This window comes from Massilia sp. ZL223 (assembly GCF_018119395.1).
In the GTDB taxonomy this organism is placed as follows: domain Bacteria; phylum Pseudomonadota; class Gammaproteobacteria; order Burkholderiales; family Burkholderiaceae_D; genus Telluria.
The window spans coordinates 46,506-59,787 of the sequence record NZ_JAGPWD010000009.1 but is presented as its reverse complement, the minus strand read 5'-3'; the positions used below and the strand labels follow the sequence as shown (position 1 = coordinate 59,787).

Here is a 13,282-nt window from a genome sequence, read left to right as displayed (position 1 = left end):
AGCCTCGGCGCCTCCCAGACTGTCAACTTCAACCCGGATTCCAGACCCAACAATGATCAAAAAATTGTTCGCCACCGTATTGATGTCGATCTCGGCTGCGGCTTTCGCCGTGCCCTTCGGTTCGCAATCGGTGCTCGTGGTGGAAGACGATACCGGCAAGATCCTGCTCGAGAAAAACGCCGACGCAGTGGTGCCGATCGCCTCCCTGACCAAACTGATGACCGCGATGGTCGTGCTCGACGCCAGGCTGGACATGGACGAGCTGATCGAGATCGACCGCAGCGACGTCGACACCTTCAAGCACAGCAGCTCGCGCGTGCCGGTCGGTGCGCTGATCTCGCGCCGCGACGTGCTGCATCTGGCCCTGATGTCCTCGGACAACCGCGCCGCCGCCGCGCTGGCCCGCACCTTCCCGGGCGGCACCGCCGGCTTCAAGGCCGCCGTGCGCCGCAAGACCGCTTCCCTGGGCATGAGCCAGACCGTGATCGAAGAGCCGACCGGCCTGTCGCCGCACAACCGCTCGACCGCCGGCGACCTGATCAAGATGGCGACCGCATCGACCAAGTACCCCGAGATCACCGAGATGACCACCGTGTCGAAGGATCTCATCAGCATCAACGGCCGCCAGGTCGAGTACCGCAACACCAACCGCCTGGTGGGCGCCAAGGGCTGGGACATCGGCCTGTCGAAGACCGGCTACACCTCGGAAGCGGGCCGCTGCCTGATCATGAACATCAAGGCCGCGGGCAAGAACGCGACCATGGTGCTGCTCAACGCCGGCGCCTCGTCGACCCGCATCCTGGATGCGCTCAACATCCGCCGCTTCATCACCGGCGAGCCGGCGACCAAGGTGGCCCGGGCTTCCAGCCGCGCCCCGCGCTTCAAGGCAAGCTCAAGCCGCGCCCGCATCAAGGCGAGCGCCAGCACCGGCAAGCTCAAGGTGGTCAAGAAGCGCAGCAAAGCCAAGGTGAAAGTCACCCGCAAGCGCCGCAACTGAACAGCGGACGCAGCATACGAAAGGGGCCGTCAGGCTCCTTTTCCATTTAGCCGATCATGTCGCGCAGGCCGCTGGTGCGGTGCGTACGCCGCCCGATCGCATCCAGCAGCACCTCGCCAGCCGGGGTCACCAGGGTGAACACTTCGCTGGCGCGCGTGATGCCGGTGTAGACCAGCTCGCGCGTCAGGATCGCGCTGCGTTCGCGCGGCAGGGCCAGCACCGTGTGGCGGAACTCGGAGCCCTGCGATTTGTGGACCGTCATCGCGAAGGCCGTCTCGACGTTGCGCAGGCGGGTCGCCAGCACGCTGCGCACCGTGTCGCCCTCCAGGAAGTAGACGCGCAGCGAACCGGGGCGCTCCGGGTCCGCAAGGGTCAGGCCGATGTCGCCGTTGAAGACCTTGGTGCCGTAGTCGTTGCGGGTCACCATGACCGGGCGGCCGACATACCATTCCCCTCCCCGGCGCAGCAGGCGCGCGCTTTCCAGGCGCTGGGCGATGGCGTCGTTCAGTCCGGCAACGCCCCACTCGCCGTCGCGCACCGCGCACAGGATGCGGAAGGACTCGAAGCGCAGCAGCACCTGGCGCACCCATTCCTCATGCCCGCCTTGCGGCCCGGCCAGCAGCAGTTCCAGGTAAGGGCCATAGCCCGACTGCGCCAGCTGTAGCAGGTTCTGCGGCTGGGCGTGGTCGATCCAGCGCACGCCGCCCTCGCCCGCCCGCAAGACCTCCTCGGCGCGCGGACCGTCGCCCGCGTTCACGGCCAGCGCCAGCTGGCCGATCGGACCGCCGAAGCGGCGGCTGTGGCGCAGCATCACGGTCTGCTGGGCCAGCGCGCCGCCGCTGCCCAGGAAGGCGTCCGGCAGCTCTTCGCCGCTGGCCTCGCGCACATAGGCCAGCGTAGCGGCGGAATAGGCCCCGGCCTGGGCGTTGTGACACAGGTCGCCCAGCACCGCGCCCGCTTCCACCGAGGCCAGCTGGTCCTTGTCGCCCAGCAGGATCAGGGTCGCGGTCGGCGGCAGCGCGTCCAGCAGGCAGGCCATCATCTCCAGGTGCACCATCGAGGCTTCGTCGACGATGAGCACGTCCACGTCGAGCGGATTGCCGCGGTGGTGGGCGAAGGCGCGGCTGTCCGGACGCGCGCCCAGCAGGCTGTGCAGGGTGCGCGCGGCCCCCATGCGCGCGGTGAGTTCGCGCAGCGGCAGCTTGGCGCCGACACGCTCGGCCAGTTCGTTCAGGGCCTTGTCGATCGACTGCTTGAGGCGGGCGGCCGCCTTGCCGGTCGGCGCGGCCAGGGCGATGCGCTGGCTGCCCGCTTCCGGCGCGGTGGCGAACAGCAGCGCCAGCAGGCGCGCCACCGTATAGGTCTTGCCGGTGCCGGGGCCGCCGGTGATGATGCCCACCGCGCCGCGCAGGGCGATGGCGCAGGCGAGCTTTTGCCAGTCGGGCTTTTCGGCCGCGCGCTGCGAGGCGAACAGGGTGTCCAGCCATGCGCGCACGGCTTCGCTGTCGACCGGCCGCAGCGCCTTGGCGCGCTCGCGCACCGATTGCGCCACCAGCAGCTCGTCGCGCCAGTAGCGGCGCAGGTAGAGGCGTTCGCCGTCCAGCACCAGCGGCTGGTCGTAGTCGAATTCGTCCACGTGCCAGACCTGTTCGCAGGCGCCCAGCTGGGCCGCCCAGGCCTTCGTGCCGCGCGGCAGTGGCGCCGCGGTGGCCGCCAGCGCCTTCCATTGCTCCTCGCTCCAGCCCAGCAGCACGGCGGCGGCCTGGGCGTCGGCCAGGTCGGACAGCTGCAGGCAGCTGTGGCCATGGCCTTCCAGCTCGGACAGCACGGTGGCGGCCAGCACCAGCGGCGGCGCGGCGTTGCCGAGGGAGGCGACGAAGCGCGCGAAGGCGCCCGACAGGCGGCGCAGTTCGCCCTCGTCCGTCAGGCGGCCGATCTCGGCCCACAGGGCCGCAGTGCTCCCCACCGTGCTGCCTTCAGTCTTCGCCATGGCCTTCCTTGTTCAACAGTCGTTCCAGGCCGTCCAGCAGCTCCAGGTCCGGCGCCAGGGTGCAGCAGCCGCGCGTGGCCGGGTTGGCGATCCCGCGCAGGAACAGGAACACGGCGCCGCCCAGCTGCTCGCGCGGGCGGTAGGACCGGCCCAGGCGAGCACGCAGCAGGCGGTGCAGCGCCAGCATGTAGATCGTGCCCTGGATATCGTAGCGGTGCTCCATCATGCCCGCTTCCATCGCGGCCTGGGTATAGGCGGCGTCGCCCGGTCCCAGCGCGTTCGATTTGTAGTCCAGCACCCAGAAGCGGCCGTCGTGCTCGAACACGAGGTCGGCGAAGCCCTTGAGCATGCCGTGCAGGGCGCGCTCCGGCAAGATCGGGCGCACGGCGCCGCCGAAGATGCGCTCGCGGCACAGGCGGTCCAGGCGCGGCAGGTCCAGGCGCTCGCTGGGGAACCAGAATTCCATTTCCGGCAGCGGATCCTGCAAGTCGCCCAGGGCCGCGCCCAGCGGCGGCAGCTCGGTACCGACGATGGCCTTCAGCCAGGCCAGGGCGTCGTCCATGCGCTTGGCCCAGCCGGCGCGTTCGATGCGCTGCACCAGGCGCAGCTCGCAGGCCGGATCTTCCAGGCAGCCGAAGCCTTCGCCGGCCAGCCATTCGAGCTGCTCGTGCATGAAGTTGCCCGGCACCGAGCCGCGCGGGAAACGGTGCCAGGGCGCGTCCTCGATGCGCGGCGGGGTCGCCACCGAGGGCTCTTCTTCCAGCAGGGTCTGTTCCTGCGCCCTCATTGGCGCGGGCGGCGCCACCGCATGGCGCGTCAGCGAGGTGAAGGAGCCGATCGCCCAGTCGCGCTCGAAGCTGGCCGCGTAGCGCGGCGCCTCCAGCAGGTCGGGGCGCTCGTCCTCGCGCGCGAAGGCGGTCGAGGCCTGGTCTTCCTCGAGGTCGAGCAGGCGGATGCACTCAATGCCCCCGCACAGCTGCCGCAGGCGTTCGCGCAGGCCGGCCGGGGGAATCGCTTCGCCGCCGGCCAGCAGGTAGCCGAAGGCGGATTCGTGCAGCCGGTTCTTGCCCCGGTGCAGAACCACGGCCGTGCCCAGCCACACCGCGTGGCGCGCACGCGTGAGCGCCACGTAGAACAGGCGCAGGTCTTCTTCCAGCCGCGCGCGGTCGACCGCCGCCTGGGCTTCGGCGCTCAGGCTCAGGTCCAGCCGGCGCTCGCCGTTCTGGTCGATGAATTCGAAGAAGGCGCGGCTGCCCTTTTCCACCGGACGCGCGGTGACCGCGAACGGCAGGTAGACCAGCGGGTATTCCAGGCCCTTGGACTTGTGCACGGTGACGACCTTGACCAGCTCGGCGTCGCTCTCCAGGCGCAGCACGCGCTCGTCGCCGCCCTCGCCCAGGCCTTCGATCTGCTCGGCGAACCAGCGGATCAGGGCCTGCTCGCCTTCCAGCTGGGTGCTGGCTTCCTGCAGCAGTTCGGCCAGGTGCAGCAGGTTGGTCAGGCGGCGCTCGCCGCCCGGCTCGCGCAGCAGCCGCGCCGGCAGGCCGAGTTCATGCACGAAGCGGCGCAGCATGGCCAGCACGCCCTGGCGCTGCCAGCTGCCGTGCAGGGCCTTGAGCTGTTCCACCCGCTCTTCCCAGGCTTCCTCGTTGCTCGACAATTTCGCCAGCTCGCCCAGCGGCAGGCCGGCCGTGCGGGTCGCGAAGGCGGCGCGCGCCAGGGCGCCGTCGAGCGGATTGGCGACCGCGTACAGCCAGCGCAGCATGTCGGCCGCCTCTTCGCTTTCGATCACCGAATCCTTGTCCGAGAGGTAAACGCTGGCCACCATGCGGCGCACCAGGGCGCGCCGCACGGCCGCGGCTTCGCGCCGGTCGCGCACCAGGATCGCGATATCGGCCGGCATCAGGCGCCGGAAGCGTTCGCCGTCGGAGAAGCCGACCCGCTCGTCGTTCAGCAGGCGCACGATGTCTTCGGCGCAGTGGTGGGCGAAGAACTCGCGGTATTCCTCGCCCTTCAGGTCTTCGCGGTGGCAGCAGGCCACCGTCATGGCCGGCTGGGCGCCGTCGATGCCGACCAGGCGCTCGCGGTGGCCCTTGGCCGCCACCGGCTCGAAAGGCAGCGGATTGTCCTCGCCGCGGCGGAAACGGAAGGCGCCCTGCGGATAGCCGCCATCGCCGTCCACGCCTTCGGCCACGGCGAACACGCGGTTCACGGCCGACACCAGCGGCGCGGTCGAGCGGTAGTTGGTGCCCAGCTTGTAGTGGCGGCCCTCGGTGGCGCGCCGCGCCGACAGATAGCTGTGGATGTCGGCGCCGCGGAAGCCGTAGATCGACTGCTTGGGGTCGCCGATCAGGAACAGGCCCTGCTGCGGGGCGTCGTCCGCGACGCGGTACAGCAGGTCGAAAATGCGGTACTGGTCGGGCGAGGTGTCCTGGAATTCGTCGACCATCGCCACCGGGAACTGGGCCACGATGCGGGCGCGCAGCGCCTCGCCGTTCTCGCCTTCGAGCGCGTCCTTCAGGCGCTCGAGCATGTCGGCGAAGCCGAACTGGCGGTTGCGGCGCTTCAGTTCGCGCATGCGCTGGGCGATGTGGCCGGCGGCGTGGCGCAGCAGCGCGTGCGCGATCGGGTCGATCGCCTTGAGATCTTCCTGCAGCTGGGCGGTGCAGCCGAAGCACTCCGGCACCTCGGCATGGAAGTCCTTGCTGAAGGCGTCGACGATACCGTCTTCGCTCAGGCGCTTCCAGGCCGTGTCGGGCAGCGCCGGCAGGTGCAGGTCCGGATCGAGGGCCCAGCTGCGCAGCGCCTCGAACCATTTGACCAGCGAATCGGCGCGCATCTTGTTGCCGTTGAAGCACTTGGGATTGCGCTCGCGATGGCCGGCGATCCAGCGCTCCATCTCGCCCGCGCGTTCATGCCAGCCATCCTTCAGGGCGGCCAACTGGGCGCGCTGGGCGGCCACCAGGCGGCCGACCAGGGCGCCCAGCGGCTCCTCCGGCAGCTCGCCCAGCAGCGCGGTGCGGTAGACCAGCTCGCGCACGCTCTCCTTGAGCGCCTCGACGCTGCTCCAGGAACCCAGCACCGTGTCGAGGGCCTCGGCGCCCAGCGGATAAATATGCTGGCGCCAGTAATCGTGGGCCGCGTCCTCGAACAGCGCGCGCTCGTCGGTGACCAGCTCTTCGTCGAACAGGCTGCCGCTGTCGAAGGCGTGCTCGCGCAGCATGCGCTGGCACCAGGCGTCGATGGTGAAGATCGCCGCTTCGTCCATGGTCTCGGCGGCCAGCATCAGGCGGTGCGCGGCCACGCTGCGGGCATTGCCCTCCGGGTAGGCCTCGGCCAGGTCGCGCAAATAGGGATCGATCAGGTCCAGTTCGCCGCGGAAGAAGGCGGCTGCCTGCACCAGGCGCTCGCGCACCCGGTTGGACAGCTCGCGCGTGGCGGCGCGGGTGAAGGTCATCACCAGGATCTCGGACGGCAAAAGCGGGCGCACGAAGGCGTCCTCGCCGCCATGCCCCAAGACCAGGCGCAGGTAGAGCGCCGCGATGGTCCAGGTCTTGCCGGTGCCGGCCGAGGCCTCGATCAGGCGCGAGCCGTGCAGCGGGAAGGACAGCGGAGCAAGTTCAATGCTCATGCCTCGTCTCCCCCGATCGGCGTCACGGTCACCTGTTCGTCCAGCCAGCGCGCCAGCGGGCCGTAGAGCTGGACCGCCACCTGCGGCCAGTCGCCGGCCGCGGTCAAGGCTTCGAAGTCCGGCCACAGGCGCGCCAGGCAAGGCTCCGTGACCTCGCCCGAGATCTCGAAGGCGCCGTCGTAGGTCGTGCGGGCGTCGCCCTCGGCCAGGTAGGCCAGCGCGGTCTTGCAGGCCACGGCCAGCGGCTGGTCCAGGTTGCTGCGCCAGAGCAGCGCCAGCTCGCGCAAGGCCTTGCGCGCGGCATCCTGCTCCAGCGGCGCCATTTCCAGCACCGCGTCGCGCGCCACCAGGTAGCCCGCCACCGGATGGCCGCAGGCGGCGCTGGCCAGCTGGCGCAGCCAGGGCCCGATCAGCTTGTCGCCGCGCGGCTGTCCCTGCTTGTCCAGCACCTTGGACGAGATCTGCACCAGCCAGGCGCTGCGCTCGCCGTCGCTCCTCAGGCGGTCGATCCAGTCTTCCAGCGCCAGGCCGTCGTCGAACACCAGGCTGACGGCCAGCTTGGGCGCCGGCTGCGGGAAGCGCGCGCCCAGGCGCAGCCAGCTGCTGCGCACCGGCACCAGGCCGTCGACCAGCTGTTCCTGCCACTGGCGGCCCAGCAGGCCGATCGGCAGCACGCCTTCGCGCGCCAGGCGCTCGGCGCGGTTCTTCAAGGTGGCGCGCACCTCGTGCAGGCCCTCGGCGGGGCCGCTGTCGTCCAGCAGGTGGTCTTCGATGAAGAAGCGCTCCAGCGCGTCGAGGGCGAAGGGTTCCTCGTCCTCGCCAACGACCGCGGCGTCGGCGAAGCTCACGCCCAGGCGGCGCCGGAAGAAGTAGCGCGCCGGCTGGCGCAGGAAGCTGCCCAGTTCGCCCAGGCGCAGCACGAAGCCCGGCTCCAGTTCATACGGCGGCAGATCGTCGCCCTCTTTCCCTTCTTCCGCGCCGTGGGCCGAGCGCCATTCGCCCGCATAGGTCAGCAGGCCGCCACGCTCGAAGTAGCGCCGGCTGAAGGGCTGCAGCGCGTGTTCGACGGTGCGCTCGGACAGGTCGAGGTCCCAGCCGTTGACGAGGTAGTCGCGCAGCTGGGCCACCAGCACCGAGGCCGGCTGCTCGCTGTTGTCGCGCACGTTGCGGCCGACCCAGCTGACGTAGAACTTGTCGCGCGCCGCCAGCATCGCTTCCAGCATCAGGTAGCGGTCGTCGTCGCGGCGCGAGCGGTCGCCCGGACGGGCAAGCCCGGGCAATGCCAGCAGGTCGAAGTCGGTCTGCTGGGCGCGGCGCGGGAAGTCGCCGTCGTTCATGCCGAGCAGGCAGACGACGCGGAAAGGCACGGCGCGCATCGGCATCAGGGTGCAGAAGGTCACGCCGCCCGAGACGAACTGGTGGTTCAGGGTCGGCTGGTCGAGCTGGGACAGCCAGGCTTCGCGCAGCACGGCCAGCGAGACCGGTTCGTCGAAGCCGGCCGCGTCCACCGTCTCGAGCCAGCATTGCAGGCCTTCGTTCAGCTGGGCCAGGGTCAGGCGGTCGGCCTCGTCCTGGGGCGAGAAGAAGGCGGCCAGCAGGCCGCGCGCGGCCTCGCCCCACTCGAGGGGACGGCGCGGCGCGGCCAGCACGGCGCGCCATGCGAGCAGGGCTTCGACCAGCTGCGCCAGCGAACCGGCCAGGGACGCGTCCAGGCCGCCCACTTCGCCGTAGGGTTCGATCTCGCCGAAGCTGCGGCCCACGCCGCTGGCGTAGCCGAGCAGCATGCGGCGCACGCCGAAGATCCAGGCGTTCTGTTCGCCCGCCGAGCCCAGGCCCAGGCCGTCGCGGTGCTCGCGGTCCAGGCCCCAGCGCACGCCCGCGCCTTCGATCCAGCGGCCGAGGATGGCCAGGTCCTCGGCGTGCAGGCCGAAGCGGCGCGCCACCGCCGGCACGTCGAGCAGGTCGCGCACTTCGCTCTGGCGGCAGCGCTGCTGCGGCAGGCGCAGCAGCCATTCGAGGGCGGCCAGCAAGGGATTCACGCTGCGGTCGCGCACGTCGCCGATCTCGAAGGGGATGTGGCGCGGGTCGCTGCGGCGGTGCTGGTCGAACACGGCGTGGATCGCGGCAGAGAAGGCGTCGATGTCCGGCACCATGACCACGATGTCGCGCGGGCGCAGGCTCGGGTCCCGGGCGAACCAGGACAGCAGCTGGTCGTGCAGTACCTCGACTTCGCGCTGCACGCTGTGGGTGATGTGGAATTCGATCGAGCGGTCTTCGCGCGCGGGCGGGACGTGCGGGTGCTCGCTCAGGGGCAGCAGGTCGCGCACGGCGGCCTGGGCCTGGGCCAGCAGGGTCTCGCCTTCGTCCTCGGCGAACAGGTCGACGCGCAGGTTGCCCTGCCGAGCACCTTCGCCGCTGTCGAATTCGTCCAGCATGCGCACGAAGTCGCGCCCCTGGCGGCCCCAGCTCGCCAGCAGCGGATGGCTGTGCGCGTGCAGTTCCTCGATCGGCACGCCGGACAGGTCGGCGCCCTCGCGCAGCGGCTGGCGGCGGCGCGCCGCGCGCAGCAGCTCGCGCCCTTCGATGATGTCGCCCCAGTAGAAGCGGCAGGGGTTCGGCACCGCCACCAGCACCTGGGTGTGCAGCGAGAGCGCGGCGAAGCCCTGCAGGGTCTGGTAAGGCAGGGTCGACATGCCGAACAGGATCACGCGGCGCGGCAGGCGCGACACCGGCTGGCGGTTCTCCAGGTTGGCGGCCAGGAATTGCTGGTGGATGGTGGCGCGGCCGGAAAAACGTTGTTCCGGCGGCACACTGGCGTGAACGGCGCGCCACAGGCAGGCCTGCCATTTCTGGTCCGGCGCCAGCGGCACCGGATCGCCCACGGCGCGGCGCAGCTGGTCGCGGCCGGCGGCCCAGTCGATCAGCCAGTCGGCGCGGTAGACCTGGTACTGGTCGTAGAGGTCGGCCAGGCGCTCCGCCAGCTGCAGGCGGCGCTCGGCGTCGCCGTCGGCCAGGAAGCGCGCCAGCGGCTCGTAGCCCGGCTCCTGCAATAGCCCGGGCAGCAGGCGCATCAGGCGCCAGGTGAGCGGATCCTTGTCGAAAGGCGAACGGGTGGGCACGCGCTCGCGCCCCAGCATGCCGCGGTAGGCTTCCCACATGAAGCGCGCCGGCAGCGCCACGCGGGTGGCGGCGCACACGCCCAGTTCCTCGGCCAGCGCGATCTTGAGCCATTCGGCCACGCCGTTCGATTGCACCAGGATGATTTCTTCTTCCAGGGGGCCGAGCGGGTGGCTGCGCATCCAGTCGAACACGGCGCTGCGCAGCAACTCGAGATGGTTGCCGTGCAAGATTAACAAGCCGGGAGAGATCGGGGATGACATGGTTTCAATTCGAACAGCCGAGGGGCAAAGTCTACCCGTTTTGGGCGCTCGGCGGTAGTGCGGACGCCCTTGCCGGGCGCCCGTGACACCCCCCCGCTAGCGCTGATCTCCCGCCCGGTCGCCGAGCTGCGCCGTGACCTCGCGCTCGAGCCGCGCCAGCATCGCGCGCAGGCGCGCCACCAGGGCCCGCGCCTGGGCCGTGCTGGTTGGCCCGTTCTTGCCCTGCTGGCGCCCCGGCTGGGCTTCCAGGTCTTCGCACACGGCGCCGAAAGCGCGCGCGCCCACGGCCCGCGCCGAGGACTTGATACGGTGCCCGACGCGGCCGGCCTGCTCCAGGTCGCCCGCCGCCAGCGCGGCGTCGATCTCGGTCAGCGCTTCGCGCGCCGCCTCCAGGAACATGAAGGCGTACTTGCGCATCTTGGCGCGGTCGCCGCTGGCGGTGATACCCAGCTGCCCCATGTCGAGCAGGCCGCCGACCGCGCCCGCCTGCGCGGCCGGGTCGCCCGCCCCTGGCGCCGAGACCGTCGCCACCACCGTGGCAACGTCTGGCACCGGGGCCGAGGTGCGGCCCAGGCAGCGCGCGATGGTGGCGGCCAGCAGCTCCGGCACTACCGGCTTGGTCAGGAATTCGTTCATGCCCGCCTCCAGGCAGCGGGTGCGGTCGTCCACGCCGGCGTTGGCCGTCATGGCCACCACCAGGGTGCCGGCCAGGTCCGGATTGGCGCGAATGCGGCGCGTGGCCTCCAGGCCGTCCATCACCGGCATCTGGATGTCCATCAGCACGCAGTCGAAACGCTGGCCGGCCATCGCCGCCAGCGCTTCCTCGCCCTGGTTGGCCACCACCACGGCGGCCCCGGCCTGCTCCAGCAGTTCGCGCGCGACCTGCTGGTTGAAGGGATTGTCCTCGACCAGCAGCACCGCGCAGCCGTCCAGGCGGGCGCTCTGGGGCGCCGGGGCCGCGCCCAGGCCGGCCGCCGCGGCGCCGGAACTTTCTTCCAGCGCCAGGCGGGCCGTGAACCAGAAGGTCGAGCCCAGGCCGGGCGTACTCTCGACGCCGACCGTGCCGCCCATCAGCTCGGCGAGCTGGCGGCTGATCGCCAGGCCCAGGCCGGTGCCGCCGTGGCGCCGGGTGGGCGAGCCGTCGGCCTGCTGGAAGGGCGTGAACAGGTGCTTCAGTGCCTGGGGCTCGATGCCGATGCCCTGGTCGCGCACCTCGAAGCGCAGCAGCACCTCGGGGCCGAAGGCGCGTTCCAGGCGCACCCGCAGCCGGATCCGGCCGCGGTAGGAAAACTTGACGGCGTTGCCGGCGAAATTCAGCAGCACCTGGCCCAGGCGCAGCGGGTCGCCGCGCAGGGGGCGCATCAGTTCGGGCGCGATGTCGACGTCGAAGCCCAGGCCCTTGGCGGCCGCGGCCTGGCCCAGCTGGGTCTCGACATTGCGCATCAGGCTGTCGAGCATGAAGCTGACCTGGTCGAGCTTGAACATGCCCGCCTCGATCTTGGAAAAGTCGAGGATGTCGTTGATGATGCCCAGCAGGTGCTGGCCCGAATGGTGGATCTTTTCCAGGTAGTCGCGCTGGCGCGGATCGGGCGCGCCCTGCAGCGCAAGGTGGGTCATGCCGATGATGCTGTTCATCGGCGTGCGGATCTCGTGGCTCATGTTCGACAGGAAGTCGCTTTTGGCCTTGCTGGCGGCGTCGGCCTGCGCCTTGAGCTGGTGCAGCTCGGTGATGTCGGTCGACACGCACAGCACCGCCGGGCCGGCGCTGCCGACCTGCACCGGCACCCGCACGCTCCACAGCTGGCGCGCCGTGCCGTCCGGCGCCGCCTGCTCCACCTGGCCGGCGCTGCGCTGCCCGCTCTCGAGCACGGCGCGGTCGCGTTCCCAGGCGGCGTCGGCGGCGCCGGCGGACATCAGCTCGTCGTCGCGGCGGCCGGCCACCAGCCCGGCCGGCTGGCCCAGGGCGTCGGCGCCTTTCGCGTTCACATAGCGGAAACGGCGCGCGCCATCCTTCAGGTAGACGTGGGCGTCCAGGTTGTCGAGCACGGAATCGAGCAGCAGGCGCTGGCGCACCGCTTCGCGCCGCGCGCGGTACTGGGCCAGGAACAGGCCGTAGACCAGCAGGGTGCCGGCGAAGCCGAACACCAGCGCGGCGCCGGGCAGGTAGCGGTCCGCGCCCACCATCATGCCGCTGCGCGGCGCCGAGAAGTGCACCTTCCACTGGCTGCCGGCGTAGTCGACGCCGAGCAGGGAGACGAAGTCGTCCTGCGCCGCCTTGACCGCTTGCGCGCCCTCGCGGAAGGGGGAGCGAACGTCAGCACCGAACAGCAGCCGGTCGCCCGCCACCGGCGCCAGCTTGCCGCTGCCGGTCGGCAGGCTGCTGCCGTACAGGCTCACCCGCACCGGCTGGTCTTCGAGGAAGCCAAGGGCCCCGCCCACCAGCTCCTGCACCGAGAAGGCGATGCCGACCGAGCCGAGGTAGGCGGCGCGGCGCGCCTCCACCGTCAGCGGCTGCACGCCGCCGCGATAGAGCGGCAGGCGCATGCCCAGTACGTAGTGCGGCACCGGGTGGCGGATCAGCACCGGATTGCCGGAAGCGCTCAGCGCACCGCTGTCGCGGGCGTGGGCCAGCGACCTGGCCACCAGCGGATGGGCGGCGATGTCGACCCCGACCCGGCCGCTGGGCAGGCTGGACGGATACTGGTAGACGATCACCTCGTAGCTGGGACGCGGTCCGTCGGAGCGGATCGCGAAGTCGGGATAGCCGTTGGGATCGACGCTGCGGTCGGCGCGCACGGCCTTCTCGAAAGCTTCGCGTTCGGATTCTCGTACATACGCGGCGAAGGAAACGGCCTCGATCGCCGGGTAGTCGTGCGCCAGGTCGAGGGCGCCCACGTAGCGCTCAAAAGCGCGCCGCGACAGCGTGCCGTCCGCGGTGTCGCCGGCCGCATGCAGGGCCGTCAGCCCGCGCACCGCCCGGCCATAGGAGGCGATCGCGGCGTTCAGGCGTTCCTGGGCCCCGCGCGCCAGGTTGTCGAAGCGGCGCCGCGCATCCTCCTCGACCGCATGCGCCGTCACATAGTGCAGCGCCGCGCCCGCGGCCAGCGCCAGGACCATGCCGCCGCCCGACAGCAGCGCCATGCGCGACGGACGCGCCGGACGGACGTGGGAGCCCGCGGACGTCTCCGCCCCGGCGCCCGCGCTGCCCTGTTTCGATCGCATCATGCTGTTCCTAGCGGGCGGTCTCGGCCCCTGAAAATTGCTAGTATAAGTGCCGCAGGTGA

The 13,282-nt window shown here is 70.9% G+C and carries 5 protein-coding genes; 1 reads left to right on the top strand and 4 read right to left on the bottom strand.

What is annotated here, in order from left to right; genetic code table 11:
- The first annotated feature begins 52 nt into the window (after window positions 1-52).
- Window positions 53-997 carry a serine hydrolase gene (locus KBW95_RS08365; protein ID WP_211524353.1) on the top strand — a complete coding sequence of 315 codons (945 nt, stop codon included), beginning with the start codon at window positions 53-55 and terminating at the stop codon, window positions 995-997.
- Between the two features lie 46 nt (window positions 998-1,043).
- Here the strand turns inward: KBW95_RS08365 and recD are convergent, their stop codons facing one another.
- The 4 genes from recD to KBW95_RS08345 all read right to left on the bottom strand — a co-directional run bounded on the left by recD (window position 1,044) and on the right by KBW95_RS08345 (window position 13,223).
- Window positions 1,044-2,987 (bottom strand): exodeoxyribonuclease V subunit alpha, encoded by a 1,944-nt coding sequence (gene recD / locus KBW95_RS08360; RefSeq protein WP_211527965.1) that lies wholly within the window; start codon window positions 2,985-2,987, stop codon window positions 1,044-1,046.
- Window positions 2,974-6,618, bottom strand: a complete 3,645-nt coding sequence (gene recB / locus KBW95_RS08355; protein WP_211527964.1) for an exodeoxyribonuclease V subunit beta — start codon at window positions 6,616-6,618, stop codon at window positions 2,974-2,976. The genes recD and recB overlap by 14 nt, the downstream gene beginning before the upstream one ends.
- Window positions 6,615-9,998: an exodeoxyribonuclease V subunit gamma gene (gene recC / locus KBW95_RS08350; protein WP_211527963.1), complete on the bottom strand. Its 3,384-nt coding sequence runs from the start codon at window positions 9,996-9,998 to the stop codon at window positions 6,615-6,617. The genes recB and recC overlap by 4 nt, the downstream gene beginning before the upstream one ends.
- A 96-nt stretch (window positions 9,999-10,094) precedes the next feature.
- Complete coding sequence (locus KBW95_RS08345) at window positions 10,095-13,223, bottom strand: CHASE domain-containing protein (RefSeq protein ID WP_229429626.1); 3,129 nt, start codon at window positions 13,221-13,223, stop codon at window positions 10,095-10,097.
- Window positions 13,224-13,282 lie beyond the last annotated feature (59 nt).